This window comes from Roseovarius tibetensis, assembly GCF_050896375.1.
In the GTDB taxonomy this organism is placed as follows: Bacteria; Pseudomonadota; Alphaproteobacteria; order Rhodobacterales; family Rhodobacteraceae; genus Roseovarius; species Roseovarius tibetensis.
Genome location: NZ_JBPBBB010000008.1, coordinates 35,303 through 53,277, shown reverse-complemented (window position 1 = coordinate 53,277; position 17,975 = coordinate 35,303). Strand labels below are relative to the sequence as shown.

At 64.1% G+C, this 17,975-nt stretch carries 17 protein-coding genes and 1 pseudogene; 10 read left to right on the top strand and 8 right to left on the bottom strand.

Going from position 1 to position 17,975, the window contains the following annotated elements:
• Nucleotides 1-75: 75 nt before the first annotated feature.
• The 3 genes and pseudogenes from deoC to ACROSR_RS07565 all read left to right on the top strand — a co-directional run bounded on the left by deoC (nucleotide 76) and on the right by ACROSR_RS07565 (nucleotide 5,086).
• A complete protein-coding gene (gene deoC / locus ACROSR_RS07575) occupies nucleotides 76-1,005 on the top strand; it encodes a deoxyribose-phosphate aldolase (protein WP_432683815.1) in 930 nt (309 codons plus the stop codon).
• A gap of 10 nt (nucleotides 1,006-1,015) precedes the next feature.
• The gene (locus tag ACROSR_RS07570) at nucleotides 1,016-3,367 is read left to right on the top strand and encodes an aldehyde dehydrogenase family protein (protein WP_432683664.1); all 2,352 of its coding nucleotides are present in this window, start codon (nucleotides 1,016-1,018) and stop codon (nucleotides 3,365-3,367) included.
• Between the two features lie 531 nt (nucleotides 3,368-3,898).
• A pseudogene (locus tag ACROSR_RS07565) lies at nucleotides 3,899-5,086 on the top strand (AI-2E family transporter).
• A gap of 79 nt (nucleotides 5,087-5,165) precedes the next feature.
• On the opposite strand, the gene ACROSR_RS07560 reads toward ACROSR_RS07565, so the two are convergent.
• Nucleotides 5,166-5,981 carry a response regulator gene (locus tag ACROSR_RS07560; RefSeq protein ID WP_432683662.1) on the bottom strand — a complete coding sequence of 272 codons (816 nt, stop codon included), beginning with the start codon at nucleotides 5,979-5,981 and terminating at the stop codon, nucleotides 5,166-5,168.
• A gap of 121 nt (nucleotides 5,982-6,102) precedes the next feature.
• On the opposite strand from ACROSR_RS07560, the gene ACROSR_RS07555 reads away from it, so the two are divergent.
• From ACROSR_RS07555 to ACROSR_RS07540, 4 genes are all read left to right on the top strand, one after another.
• The gene (locus tag ACROSR_RS07555) at nucleotides 6,103-6,288 is read left to right on the top strand and encodes a NepR family anti-sigma factor (protein ID WP_432683660.1); all 186 of its coding nucleotides are present in this window, start codon (nucleotides 6,103-6,105) and stop codon (nucleotides 6,286-6,288) included.
• Nucleotides 6,281-6,853: an RNA polymerase sigma factor gene (locus tag ACROSR_RS07550; RefSeq protein WP_432683658.1), complete on the top strand. Its 573-nt coding sequence runs from the start codon at nucleotides 6,281-6,283 to the stop codon at nucleotides 6,851-6,853. Before ACROSR_RS07555 ends, ACROSR_RS07550 begins: the two co-directional genes overlap by 8 nt.
• A gap of 3 nt (nucleotides 6,854-6,856) precedes the next feature.
• Nucleotides 6,857-8,617, top strand: a complete 1,761-nt coding sequence (locus ACROSR_RS07545; protein WP_432683656.1) for a sensor histidine kinase — start codon at nucleotides 6,857-6,859, stop codon at nucleotides 8,615-8,617.
• Between the two features lie 104 nt (nucleotides 8,618-8,721).
• Nucleotides 8,722-8,877, top strand: coding sequence for a DUF1328 domain-containing protein (locus ACROSR_RS07540; RefSeq protein ID WP_432683654.1), 156 nt, complete (start codon nucleotides 8,722-8,724; stop codon nucleotides 8,875-8,877).
• A 73-nt stretch (nucleotides 8,878-8,950) separates the two neighbouring features.
• Here the strand turns inward: ACROSR_RS07540 and ACROSR_RS07535 are convergent, their stop codons facing one another.
• The 7 genes from ACROSR_RS07535 to ACROSR_RS07505 form a co-directional block, all read right to left on the bottom strand.
• Nucleotides 8,951-10,540 carry a phospholipase D family protein gene (locus ACROSR_RS07535; protein ID WP_432683652.1) on the bottom strand — a complete coding sequence of 530 codons (1,590 nt, stop codon included), beginning with the start codon at nucleotides 10,538-10,540 and terminating at the stop codon, nucleotides 8,951-8,953.
• Between the two features lie 197 nt (nucleotides 10,541-10,737).
• The gene (locus tag ACROSR_RS07530) at nucleotides 10,738-11,361 is read right to left on the bottom strand and encodes a PRC-barrel domain-containing protein (RefSeq protein ID WP_432683650.1); all 624 of its coding nucleotides are present in this window, start codon (nucleotides 11,359-11,361) and stop codon (nucleotides 10,738-10,740) included.
• 246 nt (nucleotides 11,362-11,607) lie between these two features.
• The gene (locus ACROSR_RS07525; RefSeq protein WP_432683648.1) at nucleotides 11,608-11,979 is read right to left on the bottom strand and encodes a hypothetical protein; all 372 of its coding nucleotides are present in this window, start codon (nucleotides 11,977-11,979) and stop codon (nucleotides 11,608-11,610) included.
• Between the two features lie 13 nt (nucleotides 11,980-11,992).
• A complete protein-coding gene (locus tag ACROSR_RS07520) occupies nucleotides 11,993-12,283 on the bottom strand; it encodes an ElaB/YgaM/YqjD family protein (RefSeq protein WP_432683646.1) in 291 nt (96 codons plus the stop codon).
• A 51-nt stretch (nucleotides 12,284-12,334) separates the two neighbouring features.
• A complete protein-coding gene (locus ACROSR_RS07515; protein ID WP_432683644.1) occupies nucleotides 12,335-12,484 on the bottom strand; it encodes an entericidin A/B family lipoprotein in 150 nt (49 codons plus the stop codon).
• A 293-nt stretch (nucleotides 12,485-12,777) separates the two neighbouring features.
• On the bottom strand, nucleotides 12,778-13,536 hold the full coding sequence (locus ACROSR_RS07510; RefSeq protein WP_432683642.1) for an alpha/beta hydrolase: 759 nt from the start codon (nucleotides 13,534-13,536) through the stop codon (nucleotides 12,778-12,780).
• A gap of 72 nt (nucleotides 13,537-13,608) precedes the next feature.
• Entirely contained in the window at nucleotides 13,609-14,484 is an 876-nt protein-coding gene (locus ACROSR_RS07505; protein ID WP_432683640.1) for a LysR family transcriptional regulator, read from the bottom strand.
• Between the two features lie 134 nt (nucleotides 14,485-14,618).
• Here ACROSR_RS07505 and ACROSR_RS07500 point away from each other — a divergent pair, with 134 nt between their 5' ends.
• The 3 genes from ACROSR_RS07500 to ACROSR_RS07490 are packed head-to-tail and all read left to right on the top strand — an operon-like array spanning nucleotide 14,619 to nucleotide 17,581.
• Nucleotides 14,619-15,131 (top strand): TRAP transporter small permease, encoded by a 513-nt coding sequence (locus ACROSR_RS07500; RefSeq protein ID WP_432683638.1) that lies wholly within the window; start codon nucleotides 14,619-14,621, stop codon nucleotides 15,129-15,131.
• Nucleotides 15,128-16,438 (top strand): TRAP transporter large permease, encoded by a 1,311-nt coding sequence (locus ACROSR_RS07495; RefSeq protein WP_432683636.1) that lies wholly within the window; start codon nucleotides 15,128-15,130, stop codon nucleotides 16,436-16,438. Before ACROSR_RS07500 ends, ACROSR_RS07495 begins: the two co-directional genes overlap by 4 nt.
• Before the next feature lie 30 nt (nucleotides 16,439-16,468).
• A complete protein-coding gene (locus ACROSR_RS07490) occupies nucleotides 16,469-17,581 on the top strand; it encodes a C4-dicarboxylate TRAP transporter substrate-binding protein (RefSeq protein WP_432683633.1) in 1,113 nt (370 codons plus the stop codon).
• The last annotated feature ends 394 nt before the right edge of the window (nucleotides 17,582-17,975 follow it).

Genomic DNA, 17,975 nt, shown 5'->3' with positions numbered 1-17,975 from the left:
GCGACCGCGCAGGTCCACACTGGATCGGGCGACCTGCCTGCAACCCGCGATGCCGCACCGGGCCGTAATCCGGGCATGCCACTTGATCTGTCGATGTTCGAGGGACACGCCGTCAACCGCTCCGCCGCCGAACGGCGCGTGGCCACTCTGGGCGCGCGGCGCTCGGTCAAGAAACAGTACCAGGCCGCGTGGCTCGTGAACGCGATCCGCTGCGTGGACCTCACGACGCTTTCGGGCGACGATACTGCGGGCCGGGTGCGGCGCCTCTGCGCCAAGGCCCGCAACCCGATCGCCACCCGCATCGCCGAGGGGCTGGGCATTGCCGACATGGACCTGAAGGTGGGTGCGGTCTGCGTCTATCCGACGATGGTGCCGCACGCGCTGGATGCGCTCGACGGGTCCGGCGTTCCGGTGGCCAGCGTCGCCACGGGTTTTCCCGCCGGCCTGATGCCACTCGATCTGCGTCTGAAGGAGATCGAGTGGACCGTGGCGCAGGGCGCAGATGAAATCGACATCGTCATCACGCGCGAACATGTACTGAGGCAGGACTGGGCCGCGCTTCACGACGAGATCGCACAGATGCGCGCGGCCTGCGGCGATGCGCACATGAAAGCGATCCTGGCCACGGGCGACCTTCAGACGCTGCGCAACGTTTACGCTGCATCGATGGTGGCGATGCAGGCGGGGGCGGACTTCATCAAGACCTCGACCGGAAAGGAGGGCGTGAACGCCACTCTGCCTGTCAGCCTTGTGATGCTGCGCGCTTTGCGCGACTACGGCGAGGCGACAGGCTACCGGATCGGCTTCAAGCCTGCGGGGGGGATGAAGCAGGCGAAAGAGGCGCTGGCCTGGCAGATCCTGATGAAGGAAGAGCTTGGCCGCCCCTGGCTGGAGCCGGAGCTGTTTCGTTTCGGTGCGTCCTCCATGCTTGGCGACATCGAACGCCAGCTCGAACACCATGTCACGGGGCGTTACGCTGCCTCGCATCGCCACGCCGCGTCGTAAGGGGGCCGTCATGAGCATTCAGGAGATTTTGAAGGACATGAGCTACGGACCCGCGCCAGAGGATTCCAGCATCGTGCAGGGTTGGCTTGACGCGCATCGCGACGGGTTCGGCCATTTCATCGATGGCGCCTTCACTGCGCCGGGCGAGATGTTCGAGGTTGGCAACCCGTCGACGGGCCAGACCATCGCGAAGGTCACGCAAGGGTCTGCCGGGGATGTCGACGCGGCGGTAGCGGCCGCGCGCAAAGCGCAGAAATCGTGGGGAAACCTGTCCGGCCACGCACGGGCGCGATATCTGTACGCCATCGCGCGGCACGTCCAGCAGCATGCGCGCTTTCTCGCCGTGCTGGAATCCATGGACAACGGCAAGCCGATCCGCGAGACCCGCGATATCGACGTGCCGCTGGTGGCGCGGCATTTCTACCACCATGCAGGGTGGGCCGAGATCGCCGAGGACGAGCTTCCGGGCCTGAAGCCCTACGGCGTCTGTGGCCAGATCATCCCGTGGAATTTTCCGCTGCTGATGCTGTCATGGAAGATCGCACCCGCGCTTGCCGCCGGAAACACGGTGGTCCTGAAGCCGGCCGAATACACGCCGCTGACGGCGCTGGCCTTTGCCGAAATCTGCGCCGAGGTCGGCCTGCCTGCGGGCGTGGTCAATATCGTCACCGGCGACGGAGAGACCGGTGGCGCCATCGTCGGACACGACGGCATCGACAAGGTGGCCTTCACCGGCTCGACCGAGGTGGGCAAGACCATCCGACGGCAGACCGCCGGGTCGGGCAAGGGCCTGACGCTGGAACTGGGCGGCAAGTCGCCGTTCATCGTCTTCGCGGATGCGGATCTCGATGCGGCGGTCGAGGGCGTGGTGGATGCGATCTGGTTCAACCAGGGCGAGGTTTGCTGCGCGGGCGCCCGTATCCTTGTGGCCGAAGCGGTGGCCGAACGCTTTGAAACCCAGCTTGTCAGGCGGATGGATACGGTCGTCGTCGGCGATCCGCTTGAAAAGGGGACCGACATCGGCGCGATCGTGCACCCGGTGCAACTCGAACGGATCAAGGATCTCGTCGCGCAGGGCAAAGCCGAGGGCGCGACGCTGCGGCAGGGCACGGCGCCGGACGGGTGTTTCTATCCGCCGACGCTGGCGACCAACGTCCAGCCCGCCAGCGTGCTCTCGACCGAGGAGATCTTCGGCCCCGTCGTGACGCTGACGACCTTCCGCACGCCGTCCGACGCGGTCGAACTGGCGAACAACACACGCTATGGCCTTGCAGCGTCGATCTGGACGGAAAACGTGAACCTCAGCCTTGATATCGCAGCACAGGTGAAGGCGGGCGTGGTCTGGATCAATTGCACGAACGTGCTGGACGCGGGCGCGGGATTCGGCGGCTACCGTGAAAGCGGGTTCGGCCGCGAAGGTGCCCGCGAGGGGATGCGCGCATATCTCAGGGCGCCCGCACCGCAGGGCAAGACCGCCGCGTTGCCTGATCTCGGCGCGGTCCCGCACGGTGGCGGCGTGGCGGACGCCGTGGACCGGACGGCAAAGCTCTACATCGGCGGCAAGCAGGCGCGTCCCGACTCGGGCTATGCCTATACCGTCGAGGGCGCCAAGGGGCCGGTGGGTCTTGCGGGTCTGGGAAACCGCAAGGACATCCGCAACGCGGTCGAGGCCGCCTCGAAGGCTGGCGGTTGGGGCAAGGCCACCGGCCACAATCGCGCGCAGGTGATCTACTACCTCGCCGAGAACATCTCGGCCCGCGCGGGCGCGTTCGTGGCGCGACTGGAGTCGTTCGGCCTCAAGACCGCCACGGCCAAGGCCGAGGTCGAGACCGCCATTCGCCGCTGCTTCTGGTATGCCGCCCAGGCCGACAAGTTCGATGGGGCCGTGCATCAGACCAAATCGGCGCATGTCACGCTGGCCGTGCACGAGCCGTTGGGCATCATGGGCCTTGTCTGCCCGACCGGGCAACCGCTTCTCGGCACGCTGAGCCTTGTTCTTCCTGCCATCGCCATGGGCAACAGCGTGGTCGTGGTGCCATCACAGACCCATCCGCTGGCGGCCACCGATCTTTACCAGGTGCTTGATACATCCGACGTGCCGGCCGGTGTGGTGAATATCGTCACGGGTCCGCGCGACGACCTGGCAAAGACGCTGGCGCAGCATGACGGCGTAAGCGGCATGTGGTATGTCGGCGGGGCCGAAAGCGCCGCGATGGTCGAGGCCGAGAGCGCCGGCAACCTCAAGCAGACCTGGACCGAGATCGACGGGGCCCGCGATTGGTCTGGCAAAGAGGGGCAGGGCCGCGCCTTTCTGCACCGCGCCACGCAGGTAAAGAATATCTGGCTTCCGTACGGAGAGTGACACCGGCGCGCGGCCGACCCGCATCGCGTCGGCCGGATCCGCGCATGACGTTGGACCCGGCGCCGAGCCGCGCGTCGGCCGTCCTGTCACGACCGTGAACATGCGTGGTGTCCATGTCGGGAACCGCGCACCGCGCAGTCGGTTGTCAGGTGGCCTTGGGGGTTGGCTGTCAGCCCGATACGCTCCGTCTATGGGATGGAGATCTGGATGGCCCGGACGTGCGCGGATGCAATCCCGCTGCACCGGGCGCAGGCCACCGATGCCGGACCGACACCCATGATCGCGACGTCGTTCTTTCGGGATATCGACCGTAAGCCACGTGATGGATCGGTTGACGATCACGGGCTCGCCGTCGTGCGTGTCACCTTTTCACGCGCGCGCCAAAGCCAGCCTTCGGTATGCGCGCCGGCTGCCGCTGCGGCATAGGCGAAAACGGCGGAATGATCCCGACACTATTGCGAAGGCCCGCGGTTTTTATCGTTCGCACCCATTGAACGGGAACCTTCTTGTCCCCGGCCGCGTTGACCCGGCATGACACGCGACGATGATACGACAGGGCGCTACCGGGCACACGCGCAGACCCAAAAGGCACCGCGTGACGTGTCCCGGTTTTGGTCAAGCCCATCCCGGGGTCAGGTCTGGGTCGGCGCAACCGTGGTTCTGGGGATCACGTTCTGGGTGCTGGGGCCCATCATGGCGCCTTTCATCGTCGGGGCTGTGATCGCCTATTTCCTCAATCCGTTCGTGTGCTGGCTGGATGCACACGGCATCAGGCGCACGTTCGGGGCTGCGGTGCTTGTGCTCCTGCTCATGGTCCTGATGCTCGCGGCGCTTGTCGTGCTGTTGCCGATCATCGCGTTCGAATTGACGTCCCTGATCCGCAGCATCCCCGACCAGTACGCCGCCGCGCAGGCCAAGATCGCAGAACTTTTCCCGGCGCTGACCCCGCGTGAAGCCGACGACGCCCTCGACAACCTGCTGAACAGGGTCGGCGAACGGATGGCCGAATCCGATCTGGCGGTGATGGATGGCGTCATCTCGGGGTTCGGCAGTGTTGTTCAGGCAATTTTATTCTGGGTGGTGATGCCCGTCGTCGCGTTCTACCTGCTGCTGGATTGGGAGCGTCTGGTCCGCGCGGTCGAAAACCTGATCCCTCGCGCCAATCTCGACACCGTGCGCCGGCTGGCATGCGACTGCGATCTGGTTCTTGCGGGCTAAGTGCGCGGCACCACCACGGTTTGCATGATCCTTGCCGTGTATTATGCGGCCTGCCTTGGCGTGACCGGCCTGAGCTACGGATTTCTGATTGGCACTATCGCCGGTCTGATCTCTTTCATTCCCTATGTCGGCGCGTTCATTGGCGGGTCGCTGTCCATCGGCATTGCCCTGGGCCAGTTCTGGGACGAGCCGATCTTCATCGCGATCGTGGTCGGGATCTTTCTTTTCGGACAGTTTCTTGAAAGTCAGATCCTTGTTCCGCGCCTCGTGGGGGCGTCCGTCAACCTGCATCCGGTCTGGCTGATCTTCGCGATCATCGCGTTGGGCTATCTGTTTGGCTTCATTGGGGCCATCGCCGCCGTGCCGCTCGCAGGATGCCTCGGGGTGCTGTTCAGGGCGCTATACGCGGAATATACCCGCACCGCCCTCTATGCGCCCGTGACATTGCCACAAGGCCGCGACACCGAGGATGCGCCCGTGCCATGCCTGCCGGGCACCTGATGCACAGGCGCCGCGGGTTCGGGCGGCCGCGGGCGGTTCGGCCGCGCAACGCCGGATCGGCGCCAGCGGCGGGTTCCGGTCATTTCATCAACGGGTCGGTCGATGAAAAGAACATCGCCTGGCTGATCGCGGATCGCACTTGTGCATCCGTGTAGGGCTTGGTGATCAGGAAGGCCGGTTCCGGGCGGTTCCCGTGCAACAGCCGCTCGGGATAGGCGGTTATGAAGATCACCGGGATATCCGCCATCTTGCGCAGGATCTCGTTGACGGCTTCGATGCCCGAGGAGTCATCGGCAAGCTGTATGTCCGCGAGAATGAGTTGCGGCGGGGATTTCTGGGCAAGCGTGACGGCCTGTTCGTGGGTGCGGGCGATGCCCAGAACCTCGTGGCCCATGTCGGTGGCGACGTTCCGGATATCCATCGCGATCACGCCTTCGTCCTCGATGATGATAAGCGTGCCCCGGACGGTCGTCCGCATTTCCGCAAGCGCGGTGTCGACAAGGCGCTTGGCCTCGGACGCGGTGGTGTCCATCACCGCCGCGATGTCCTCGACACCGCATTCCTCGATCGTGTTCAGCAACAGCGCCTCTCGGCTGCGCGGGGTAAGCCGTGCCATGTGGCGTTCGGCGCGCTCTTGCAGCGTGCCTTCGGCGGGGCGGCCCATGAGCGCCCCGTCGCCGGCCCATATCCGGTGAAAGGCGCGGAAGAGGGCGATGCGCGGCGACAGGGCGGGATCAAGCGACGTCCGATCCGCAAGGATCGCCTCCAGCGTCTCGGCCGCATAGGCATCCCCGGCGCTCTGACTGCCGGACAGGGCCCTTGCGTGCCGGCGCAGGTAGGGAAGGGCCTCCGCGATCTGGCGCGAATCGCCGCCTGCAGCGTCTTCGAGTTGCATCGTCTTTCCCTTCAATTGCAGACTTTTTCAGGATACGCTTTTCAGTCATGGAACAAAACGCCACGTCGAACCGTTTGTTCCCCGCGCCAAGGAAAAATTCCGGAAAGTCGAAAGAAGACCGATGCCCGAACAGGACCCGAAGAATACCGACGGACCCGGCGACCGGTCCGACCGGACATCAGATATCGATCAGCAGATCTCCGAAAACCTTCGGAAGCTCTACCAGTCCACCATCGACGAGGAGCTGCCCCAGTCGTTGCGCGATCTTCTCGACCGTCTGAAGGCGCAGGATGATGACGATGACTGACGCATCCCGCACGAAAGCCGAGACCCGTGACGAACTTGTCGGCCTTGTGCCGGAATTGCGGGCCTTTGCGCTCAGCCTGTCGCGCAATCCGTCGGCCGCAGATGATCTGGTGCAGGAAACCGTGCTCAAGGCCTGGGCCAAGCTCGACAGTTTCACGCCGGGCACCAACATGCGTGCGTGGCTGTTCACGATCCTGCGCAACACGTTCTATTCGGGCGCGCGCAAGGCGCAGCGCGAGGTGGCCGATGTGGACGGCGCCCACGCGGCGCGGCTGTCGCAGGGTCCCGACCATGACGGGCGGCTGGCGCTGCGGGATTTCGCCGTGGCCTTTGCCAAGCTGCCCGACGAACAGCGCGAGGTCCTGATCCTGATCGGGGCCTCGGGCCTGTCCTATGAAGAGGCCGCCCAGACCTGCGGTTGTGCCGTGGGCACGATCAAGAGCCGTCTCAACCGCGGCCGCGCAAGGCTGGCCGAACTGCTTGAAACGGCGCCGGACGCCCCGGCGCAGCATGCCGAGGCGGCGCCGGGAATGGCCGGCCCCGTCCACGCGAAACGCGGGGTCTGATCCATGCGCGGGTCGCGCCTCGGGCATCTGTCGAAAGGCCTGACCGTTCGCCTTTTGGTGATGCTGTCGGTGGCGTTGGTGCCGCTTGGCACCTTTGCCGTGATGCAGAACGATCGCGCCCGGTCCGAGGCACAGCGCAGCCAGGACACGATGTTGCTGAGCACGACATTCGCCTCGGTCGCGGGCGAACTTTCGCTCATTCGTGGTGCGCTCGGCTCTGCCGAGGCGCTAGGCGGCAGTGCCCTCAAGAATGCCGGAACCGCAGGGGACTGCACCGAGAATCTGGAAGATTTCGTCGATCAGTCGGGCCTCTTCCGGTTCGCCGGGCTTGTCGACCCGTCCGGCGAGATCCTGTGCAGCTCGGACGAGGCGCCATGGTCCTTTGCCGAGACCGACATGTTCGACGCGTTGCAGGACGGGGATGGCCCGGTCATCCTGTCGGAGCCCAAAGAGGGTGAAGGCACCGGTGCTGCCGTCGCCATTGCGATCCCCGTGACAGAGGATGACGAGACGGCAGGATACATGATCGTCGTCCTTGCAAGTTTCGCGCTGGATTTCGTGCGGGAATACGGGCAGGAGCAGACCCCGACCAACACCGTCATCTTCACCGAGGACGGCAATCGCATCAGCGCTCATCCACGCGATACCGAGATTGCGACGCTGCTTCCCGAGGGTCGAGACCTTGCCTCTTTCACCTACGATTCGCGACAGGTGGTGCAGGCGGAAACGGTCGAAGGTGAGGCGCGCACATATGCGACGATGCCGCTTATCGACGGGCAGCTTTTCGTCCTGGGTGTCTGGTCGCCCGACGATCTGCCCTCGAACGACCGGCCCCCGGCATCAAGCACACTCGGGTTCGCGTTGTCGGTCTGGCTGGTCAGCCTTGGGGTGGCCTATCTGGGGGCGCATCGGCTGGTGATCCGGCATCTTCGGCGGCTTGGGCGGCAGATGCGGCAATTCAGCGACGGCAACCGTGACGAGCTTCCCAAGGTACTGGAAAGCGCGCCCGACGAGATCAGCGAACTCAGCCGCGACTTGCGCCATCTTGCCGAAACGCTGTCCAGCGACGAGGTGAAACTCGAAACCGCGCTTGGCGAAAAGACCCTGCTGCTGCGCGAGGTGCATCACCGGGTGCGCAACAACCTGCAGCTTATCGCGTCGATCATCAGCATTCAGATCCGGCAGGTGGGCACGGATGAGGCGCGCGACCTGCTGCGCGGTCTGCATGACCGGGTGATGACCCTCGCGACCGTGCATCAAAGCCTCTACAAGCTCGACCGCGTGACGGAACTTCGGGCCGACGAATTGCTGGGCGACATCCTGCGCAAGATGACCGCGATCAGCGTGCTGCCGGATAGCAGGGTCAAGGTCACGACCGATCTGCGGCCCGTCACGCTCGATCCCGACAAGATCGTCCCGCTGGCCCTTCTGGCGACAGAGGCGATGACCAACGCGCTCAAATACGTGGCAGCGCCCGATGACGGCCCGGCGCGGATCGACATCTGCCTGCACGAGACCGAGGCCCGCGAGGTCTGCTTTTCGATGACCAACAGTTGCGGCGGGGCCCCCGACGGGTCCGAGGATGCGTCAACGCGCCGGCAGATCGGGTTGCACCTGGTCCAGGCCTTCAGTGACCAGCTCGAGGCGACGGTCGACCAGGGCAGGGTCGATACCGACGCGGGGGCCTCTTTCCGGATCGTGCTGCACTTTCCCATCGACCGGCCGGGCGCCGGGGACGACTCGACCGGCGCCTGGATCGCATAAGGGGCGAAAATACCCCTCGCGTGGCGGAACATGTGGCGGTCTGCCGCGTTTTCTTCAGACACCGCAATCGCGGTGCGCACATCAATAAACGTGGGAAACCCGATATGCTTTCATGGTCCATTGCCTTTCTCGTCGTCGCCTTGATCGCCGCATTCTTCGGCTTCGGCGGCATCGCCTCGGCTTCGGCGGGGATCGCGAAGATCCTTTTCGTGATCTTTCTCGTGCTGTTTCTGGTCACGCTGCTGTCGCAGGCGTTCTGACGAAGTGTCCCTTGCGCGGCGGCGTCACCCACCACGATGTCGCCCGCGCTTGTCCTTGCAACATTCCTGAAAATCAGACGATCTCGTCCGGCATCCCCGGCATCGGGCGCCCGAATCTCCGGGCGGGTTTCGGGTCGTGCGGGACGATCAGGCCGCGCCGCGTTTCCGGGCGTGCTTCGGCATTGGACGCGGCCAGATCCAGCCACGCATCAAAGGCCGTCGCAGGGGCGGTGTAGGCGGGATCGGCATCTGCCGGCAGCCATGTCCCCATCACCGAGCTGCGCAGCGCGGCGATCTGATCGGGTTGCGTGACATCCAGCCCGGCCTCGGTATCCCAGCGAAGGCTGCGCCCGTTGAGATTGGCCGAGGACACGATCGCCCGGCTGTCATCGAAAACCGATACCTTGGAATGCACATAGATGATCGGCGCGTCCTCCAGCGCGTCGCGGCCGTCACTGTCGCTTTCGCGGGGTTTCACGGGCGAGACGACAAGCAGCCGCGCCCCGAAGCCGCGCCGCAGGATCCTTAGGCATCGGCTCTGAAGAAATTCTCCGAACCGGGCGTCGCCGCTTTGCGACCCGGAAAACGCGACATCATCCGGCGCGGCCGGCAACAGCAGGATCAGATGCAGCGAGCGGCAGGCCCGCGCCCGTTGTGCCAGCGCGCGTGCGAACTTGCGGTCGCGAAAGAACTGGGTTTCCAGATAGATCAGCCGCTCGGCCTGCCGTGCGCCCGACAGATGCGCACCCTCAATCTCGTTGATGCGCGTGCGCGGCGCGATCCGCAACCGCTGGCGCACCGGCCGCGACGAGATCGTCCGCAGGAACCCCGGTGTCTTCGGCGCAGGGGCGCCGCGGTTTTCGACCACCTCCAGAAAGCTTTCCAGATGTGTCTGCGCGGCCTGCACCACCGGCCCCTCGACCAGGCATTGCACATCCTGCCATGTTTGCGGGGCAGACCGTCCATGTGATGGCGTGTCGAACCGGCGCTCGTCAAGGTCAAGCCCCCCGATATAGAGATGCGTCCGGTCGAACACCGCCAGTTTCTGATGATGTGTCACGGGAAACAGGTGCGGCAGGTGCCACTGGGGACCCAGCCGCATCGCGTCACGCGTGCGATAGGGCCGCAGGCCGGGCAATTGCAGGATGATGCGGCGACGCTGCTGCGGGGCCTGGGCATTGATCCGCGCGATCAGCGTCACGAGATGCCGGCGCAGCATCATATGCCCGGCAAGGCGGGGCCAGAAACTGGCCCGCGCTGGATGCCGGGCGGCGGTCACGGTGAGACGGTCGATCGGCGCGGCCTCTGCAAGAAAGGTGAATTGCCGCACGCTGCGCCATGTGCCGAAATGCAGCTGCGTCGCGGCGATCGGATCGAAATCCGCCAGCACAACATGAATCGCGACGCCCCGGCGCAATGTGTGCGCGATGAGGTCGAACCATGTCTCGCCGATCTGCCGTGCCTCGGCAGAGCGTAGCTTCGTGCGCAGATCGAAGATGCGGAAACTCATCCGGATCTCGGTTTGCGCGTTCAGAAAACATCGCTCGAAGACTGGATACGCCTCGGCGGCGGTCACCAACGTGCGCAGCCGCGTGATTGCGTGCTGCGGCGCCGCGCCGGTGTTCGACGCAGACGGGTCCGCGGTGTCGGCAGGCACGGACATCAAGGCTCTCCCAGGAAAACGAAATGCCGCGTGTCACATGTCCGACGCGCGCGACACCGGATTGCCGAGAAGTGTATCGATCCTGTCACAAGGCGTGTCCAATATGTCGGGGGCATGGCATCGGCGGCAGGGGGGAAGCAGCCGGCAGGTCGCCCGCCGCCCCGTTGGGCGACGGGCGATCCTCGTCTTCGAAGAAATCACTCGTCTTCGTAACGCGGCATGTCTTCGAGTTCTTGCTCGGACATCGGGATGACGACGCTCATCTCGCCGCCGTCATCGCTGGTCTGAAGGGTCACGCGGTCGAAGGGCACCTCGACAGGCTTCGACCCGATGCCAAGCACACCGCCGACATTGACGACGATCGCCTCGATCGCGCCGTCCTCGGTCAGCAGAACCTCGGACACCTCACCGAATTCCTCGTCGTCACGCGACATCACTTGCGCACCCTCGATCTCGCTTGCTTCGACGGTATCGGGATCGACGGCGCTGTGACCTTCGGACACCGGCGCCTTGTCGCCAGAGGCGCCATCACCCGAACCCGAGGTCATGCCCGACGTCTCCGTGTCAGTGGACGAGCCGGCGGACCCACCGGTATCCGTCATCGTATCGCCGGAGCCGCTGTCGGCACTGCCGCCTGCATCCATGTCGGTCTCGGTCTGCGAACCGTCCTGCATGTCGGCCTGCGTTCCGGTCCCCATGTCGGTCTGGGACTCGGTCTGGGTTTGGGCCCCGGACCCGCTGCCCTGATCGCTTTGCGCGATCGCGAAGGTCGGCATTGCGGCGAGCCCGACGATTGCGGTTGAAATAAGTAGGCGTGTCATGTCGTCTCCTATTCTCGGTTGCGCGCCGTGTGTGGCGCACCGGATCAACTCACGACAAAGACCCTCGTTCCCCATTGATTTGCATATATATTTTCATGATCCGAGGGAACAAATCGCCGGGTTTTTCGTTGCGTGTGGCCACGGGTCACGGGCTGCGCACGCAACGCGGGCCGGCCCAACCGGACCGGCCCTTGGTGGCGTCTCTTTTGTCGTGAAAATGCGTGCCGCCCGGCACGTGGAAGGGGGTCAGTTTTTCCGACCCATCAGGAAGGCCAGGGCGAAGGCCGCGCACGGCCCGGCCAGCCCGGTGCCGGAAATGCCGGTGCGCGCTAGCGCGGCCTTGCGGATCTCGTCGGCGATGTGCGCCCGTGCCGCTGCCGCTCGCCGTTGCCGCGCGCGCGCCCGCAGCGCCCCGACGACCCAGACAAGGCCGGCCAGCCCAAGGCCCGCGACGCCGAGCCCGAGGCGCGCGACCTGCGGACCGGCTGCCTCGGCCAGCGCGTGAAAAGCGGCAGACCCCAGCAAGGCGAGACCGGCGGCACACAGCACCGCCGCGCCCAAGTCCACGAGAATGCGTTCGCGCGGCGCCGCGCCAAGGGCGTCGCGCATCAGGCGCATGATCGGGGCCATCTCAGCGACGCGACATCGCACCAAGCGCGAAACCGATCACCGCCGCGATCCCGAGCGACGCGACCGGATTGCCTTTCACGGTGCTGTCGACGGCCTCGCGCGCCTCGTGTCCGCGGCGCGATGCTTCGCGTGTCAGATCCTCGGCCGAGGCGCGCGCCCGCGCGGCCGTCTGCCCCGCACGTTCCTCGGTCATCTCCTTCAGAAGCTTGGCGATGCCGCCGAAATCCTCGCGCAGCGCGGCTATCTGCCGCTCAAGCTCTGCGCCCGAGGTCTGTTCCGTTTTTTCTGCCATCTGTGGCACTCCTTTCGATCGGTCAATCTGTTGGGTGTCGGCGTCGAAGCGTCACTCGCTGAGCTCGCGCTCTGCCTCGCGCGCGGTGTCGCTGATCGCCTCGCCGCCGGATTCGACGTCCTGACCGGCCCCTTCAACGGTGTTGCACGCGGCCAGACCGGCAAAGAGACAAACTGAAAGGGTGGCTGTGATCGTTTTCATACTGAGACTCCTTTGATGCTTGGACGGGCCTGTTCGGCCCTGCATCGAAGCAACGCAGGCGGCCCGGAAAAGTTCCCGTTGACCGTGAAAAACTTGGCGAACCGTGCCAGTATGCCGACGACGCCCCGACAGCCCCGAACCGCCATCATCCTGACGCCGGGCGTCGAACCCGGCCAAGTTACCTCGTGGGGGGCTGCCCGCAGACCGATTTCCGGGTCGTGCTGAGCGCTGAACAGGGGGGCGGTATCCATGGGCAAGGCGTGGTTGCCTGAGTTTGCATCGCCGCTTTCGGGTTATCCCATGAAATCCGCGATCTGCGACACAATCAGATCCTGATCATGGTCAAGCGTGGCGACATGCCAGGACTGGGTCAACCAGCGCAGCCTGATGTCGTCGGATGCCACCGTGCATGCGATCCGCGTCGCATTTTGCGGATCGACGACATGGTCGGTGCGTGACTGCATGATCAATATCCGTTGCCGCAGCAGCGGCAGAAGCGCACCGGTTGCATTGGCAAGGATGAAGCGGTCCTTCAACGTGCTCCGCGGGATGACGCTGTAGCATGTCTCGCGGGCATCGCCCCTCGCGATATCCGAGCCGATGCCCGCCACGTGTTCGGCGGCGTTTCTGTCATAAAGCGGTGCGACGACTTCGGGGCGATAGAGACCGGTCGATCCGTTGATGCTGACCACGCCGCCGATACGGTCCGGCATCCGCGCGGCAAGGTTGAGCGATAGCGTCGCGCCAAGCGACAGACCCCCGATCACGATGTGCGAACACAGCGTCTCCAGATGCTCCAGCGCGGTTTCCGCCGAGCGGACCCAATCCTGATGATCAGTTGCGGCCAGCGCCGCTGGTGTTTCACCATGCCCGGCCAGCATCGGGCAAAGGACGGTCGCCCCCGTCGCATGATGCACCCGCTGCCCGACGTCGCGAATGCTTTGCGGCGTGCTTGTGAACCCGTGCAACCAAAGCAAACCCGTCTGCGATCCCTCAAGGAGAAATGGCTTGGCTTCGGCGGCCTCGAAATCTGGTAGCTGCGCGTTGATCATGGCGCGTACAAAAAGCCGCAAGACCGCGCGCACGCAAATAGACTTGCGGCATCGCCCGATAACCGGACGCGATCAGCTCAGGTGGTCGCGAAAGCTGCGCAGAAGGTTTGTGTCCGCCTTGGTGTGCCAAGCGATGGAAATCGTCGCATCCTGCAGGAACCCCTCGACCGGCGCCAATTCGAGTGCGGCCGGCATGCTGGGCGCGGCACTCATCGGATAGAGCGTCACGCCGCGCCGCTCGGCAACCCGTTGCAGAATGACCTGCACGTCCCAGGCTTCTTCCACGACGTTGGGTTCGAACCCGGTGTCCTGACAGGCAGTGTCCAGCAACGCGCGCCAAGAGCGCCAGTTTTCACGCACGCCAAGAATGAAGCGGGCTTCGCGCAGATCGTCCAGGGTTTGCGGGACCTCGCCCTTTGGCGCGACCACCCCGATGCGCGACGACCAGACCGGAATTTGGTCGACATCGGTCGTGCCGACCGAGGAATGCGACAGCAAGAAGCCCAGATCGATTTGACCGGACTTGAGCGATCGCAACATGTTGTCGGTGGACATGACGTGCATCTCGACCTGCACGCCGGGCACGGCCCGATGAAACCGGTCGAGGCCATCGGAGATCTGGCGCGACGTGGCCAGCGCGGAATATCCAACGATGATGTGTCCGCAAATGCCTTCGGTATTTCGACGCGACGCCCTGATGACGCGTTCGAACATGGCGAGAACCTGTCGCGCGTCCTCAAGAAAGGCGCGTCCCTCGTCGGTCGGGATCACCGTTTGGGTTCCCCGGTCGAATATCCGGAATCCGAGATCCGTCTCGGTATCCTTGACAGCCTTGGAAATCGCGGGTTGCGCGATGTTGAGCAGCTCGGCGGCGGCGCGAAACCCACCGGCATCGGCAACAGCCAGCGCGTAGCGAAAGTGTCTAAGATCGATCCGCGTTGGTTTCATCGCAGCCATTGCCCCTGATCGCGTTTGGTGATCACTCGATCAAGCATCACTATTTGTCAACGGGACGATGCTTCGAAACTGTTTGGGTGCGGAGACCGGATGAAATCCAGCCTCCGCCTCGGGAGGGAGACCGAATGTCTGCACTGTTCAACAGGCTTTGCGCGACACTGATGTTCATCGGTGGGCTTGGCGTGGTCGCCATGATGCTCAACATCGTGGCCGACGTTGGGCTCAAGCTGATCTGGAATACGCCGATACAAGGAACGATCGAGTTCTCTTCTTATTACTACATGGTTTTCCTTGTCATGCTGCCCATGGCGTTTGTCGAGATGCAGGACCAGCAGATCTCTGTCGATCTTTTGTTCAACCACTTTCCAGGGTGGCTGCAACGCGTCTCGATGGTGCTGACCTGTGTTGCGTCGGCCGCCATTCTGGCGGTGATGACATGGCGCACGGGGCTCGATGCGATACGCGCCATTTCGGTCGGCGAGGTCGTCATGGGCGGACGCGAGGTCATCGTCTGGCCGTCGCGACTGATCCTTCCCATCGGCTTCGGTCTTGCCGGCATCGCTGCCCTGATCCGGGCGGTCATGGCGCTGCGCGGGCTGCCCGTCATCCAAGCCGCGAAAGATGAGACAGCATCATGAGCAACCTGATGATCGGCTGGATCGGCGTCGGCACGCTGTTTGGCCTGCTGGCGTTCCGCATGTCCATTGGAACCGCGTTGATGGCGGTGTCTTTTGTCGGCATCACGGTGATGCTCAACCTGCAGGCCGCGCTTGGCATCGTCAGCGCGATGCCCTTCAACTTGATCGGGGACTGGTCGCTGACCGCGATCCCGATGTTCTTGTTCATGGGCTTCGTTGCGGCCAATACCGGCCTGACAGCCGGCGCATTCGACCTGCTGCGCGTGCTTCTTTCGCGCGTGCCGGGTGGTCTCGCCTCTGCAAGTGTGGGGGCTTGCGGGCTTTTCGCGGCGGCCTCGGGATCCTCGATTGCCACGACGGCGGCGATGTCGAAGATCGCGGTGCCTGAAATGCTGCGCGCCAATTATCACCCGTCGCTTGCCACGGGTGTGGTCGCGGCGTCGGGCACGCTTGGATCGCTGATCCCCCCGTCGATCCTTATGGTACTCTACGGCATCTTCACCGAGCAATCCATCGGCCAGCTTTTCCTGGCTGGACTGATCCCCGGCATACTGTCGGCGTTCATCTACATGGCAATGATCACCACGCGCGCGACGCTCAACCCCGGCCTTGCCCCGCGCGTCGAGACGCGCATCGACCGGGCGGAGCTGCTTGGGCTGATCTGGTCAGTCTGGCCCTTCCCGGTTCTGGTGCTGGGCGTTCTTGGCGGCATCTTCGGCGGATTCTTCACCCCGACCGAAGCCGGAGCCGTCGGCGCCTTCATGGCGCTCTGCGTGGCGATCCTGCGCCGGTCGCTGACATGGACAGCGTTCCGGCAGGCCATCCGACAGACCACGCTGGCCACATCCTCGATCTTCTTTCTGTCCATCGGCGCGGTGATGTTCACCCGTTTCATGGGGCTGTCAGGCGTGCCCCGGTCCTTGACGGACATGATGCTGGCAGTGTCGGACAACCCGATCATCATCATCCTCATGATCTCGGTGCTCTTCATCGTGCTTGGCATGGTGATCGATTCCATCGGACTGATCTTGCTGACCCTGCCGATCCTTCTGCCGGTTCTCGAAGCTGCGGACATCAACCTGATCTGGTTCGGGATCATCTGCATCAAGCTTCTCGAGGTCGGACTGGTGACGCCGCCGGTCGGCCTGAACCTTTACGTCCTGCACAGCGCCCTGTCGGGCGAGGTGCGCCTGCGTGACATCATTTCGGGCACCACATGGTTCATCGCGATGGATCTCGTGACGCTCGTTTTGCTGATCGCATTTCCTGCGATCAGCCTGTTCCTGCCCTCGCTCATGATGCAGTGAGGCATCACCCAACCCGGAGGAGACAAAGACATGACCTTGAAAACGGCCCTTATGGCGCTGACGGCCTGCGGACTCGGCGCGGCCGCGGCCGCGCAGAACGCCAACCACTTCTTTGCCGAGCGTCATTCCATGGTACGCGGCCCCTATGTCGAGTTCGCCGAGCGCGTGGCCGAGGCGACCGACGGCGAACTGGCCTTCACCGTATTCTCGGGTGGCTCGCTGCTGCCGCCGGCGGCATCGCTGCAAGGCGTGCGCGACGGCGTGGCCCAGGTCACGTATCACGCGGGCACCTACACACCGGCGGAACTTCCCGTCGCGAACCTCATCGGCAATGCGGCCTTCTACAACACCGATCCGATGGTGATGGCCTTTGCGTCCACCGAATTTGGCCTGACCAACCCTGCGGCGCTCGAGGAGTGGCGCAAGAACGGCATGGTGTTCGGTGGCGGCTATTCGACATCCGAATATGTCATGATGTGCAACACGCCCGTTGAAACGCTTGAGGATATCCAAGGCAAACGTCTGCGGATGGCAGGGGGCGCGTGGTCGCGTTTCGCGGAATTCGTGGGCGCCGTGCCAGTGTCGATCCCGTCAAGCGAGATGTACACGGGGCTGGATACGGGATCTCTCGATTGCGCGGTGGCGGCCGCGGACGCGCTCGATTCGTTCTCGCTTTCGGACGTGGTGACGCATATGAACACGCTGGCCGTGGGCAACTACTACGCAGGATTCGAGTGGGGCTATAACAAGGCGTTCTGGCAGGGCCTGCCCCCCGAACACCGCGCCGTTCTCTTTGACCAGATGGCCTATTATCTTGGCCAGCATCGCGTTGAATTCGAAAAAGACGTCGAAAAGGCCGTTTCCGCCGCAATCGAGGACGGCCTGAAGGTGTTCAAGCCCGATCAGGCGTTGACCGAGGCTATGGCGGAATTTGTGAAAGCCGATGAAGCGGTCCTGATCGAGAACGCGAGAAATCGCGGCGTCGAAAATCCCGAAGAGATCCTGACCGATTACAAGCGCATTGTGGATCGCTGGGATGCACTTCTGGCAAACGTCGATCGCACTGATGTCGACGCCCTGGCCGGCCTCGCCCGCACCGAGATCTACGACAAACTGGATACGGGGACCTACGGGGTCGACTGATCCAAGTATTGCCGAAACGCAGGTAAAAAAATGCGAAGCCGGGCGGATGACTTTCTGCCCGGCTTCATCGGTCTCGGACCCAAAGCAGGCGCGCGCGCAAGACTGCCATGCGTCTGCCGTCCAGCCCTCTCGGGCCGTGCCGGTTTTTCGTTGGCCCTTTGCATCCTTGGTCTCGGGTGGTGCACCCCGCACCTTTGCTGAAGATCACGCGCCTCAGCATGGTCCGCGCACGGCGCCAAGCCGATGGTGCCGCGAGCGGACTGCAGGAAGGCTGTGACTGTAGGATCTTGTCAACGCGCGTCTTGGTAACGATGGGTTCGAAGACCCATCACAACACAAAGAATGGCCGATCAAGCGAACCTGCATGCGGGTCAGGCGATCAACGTACGTGGCA

Excerpts from the sequence above, each read along its gene's own strand:
- ACROSR_RS07540 (WP_432683654.1), top strand. The coding sequence starts at position 8,722 with ATGCTTTCATGGTCCATTGCCTTTCTCGTCGTCGCCTTGATCGCCGCA.
- ACROSR_RS07570 (WP_432683664.1), top strand. The coding sequence starts at position 1,016 with ATGAGCATTCAGGAGATTTTGAAGGACATGAGCTACGGACCCGCGCCA.
- ACROSR_RS07510 (WP_432683642.1), bottom strand. The coding sequence starts at position 13,536 with ATGATCAACGCGCAGCTACCAGATTTCGAGGCCGCCGAAGCCAAGCCA.
- ACROSR_RS07550 (WP_432683658.1), top strand. The coding sequence starts at position 6,281 with ATGACTGACGCATCCCGCACGAAAGCCGAGACCCGTGACGAACTTGTC.
- ACROSR_RS07500 (WP_432683638.1), top strand. The coding sequence starts at position 14,619 with ATGTCTGCACTGTTCAACAGGCTTTGCGCGACACTGATGTTCATCGGT.
- ACROSR_RS07515 (WP_432683644.1), bottom strand. The coding sequence starts at position 12,484 with ATGAAAACGATCACAGCCACCCTTTCAGTTTGTCTCTTTGCCGGTCTG.
- deoC (WP_432683815.1), top strand. The coding sequence starts at position 76 with ATGCCACTTGATCTGTCGATGTTCGAGGGACACGCCGTCAACCGCTCC.
- ACROSR_RS07545 (WP_432683656.1), top strand. The coding sequence starts at position 6,857 with ATGCGCGGGTCGCGCCTCGGGCATCTGTCGAAAGGCCTGACCGTTCGC.
- ACROSR_RS07525 (WP_432683648.1), bottom strand. The coding sequence starts at position 11,979 with ATGCGCCTGATGCGCGACGCCCTTGGCGCGGCGCCGCGCGAACGCATT.
- ACROSR_RS07495 (WP_432683636.1), top strand. The coding sequence starts at position 15,128 with ATGAGCAACCTGATGATCGGCTGGATCGGCGTCGGCACGCTGTTTGGC.
- ACROSR_RS07530 (WP_432683650.1), bottom strand. The coding sequence starts at position 11,361 with ATGACACGCCTACTTATTTCAACCGCAATCGTCGGGCTCGCCGCAATG.
- ACROSR_RS07555 (WP_432683660.1), top strand. The coding sequence starts at position 6,103 with ATGCCCGAACAGGACCCGAAGAATACCGACGGACCCGGCGACCGGTCC.
- ACROSR_RS07490 (WP_432683633.1), top strand. The coding sequence starts at position 16,469 with ATGACCTTGAAAACGGCCCTTATGGCGCTGACGGCCTGCGGACTCGGC.
- ACROSR_RS07535 (WP_432683652.1), bottom strand. The coding sequence starts at position 10,540 with ATGTCCGTGCCTGCCGACACCGCGGACCCGTCTGCGTCGAACACCGGC.
- ACROSR_RS07520 (WP_432683646.1), bottom strand. The coding sequence starts at position 12,283 with ATGGCAGAAAAAACGGAACAGACCTCGGGCGCAGAGCTTGAGCGGCAG.
- ACROSR_RS07560 (WP_432683662.1), bottom strand. The coding sequence starts at position 5,981 with ATGCAACTCGAAGACGCTGCAGGCGGCGATTCGCGCCAGATCGCGGAG.
- ACROSR_RS07505 (WP_432683640.1), bottom strand. The coding sequence starts at position 14,484 with ATGAAACCAACGCGGATCGATCTTAGACACTTTCGCTACGCGCTGGCT.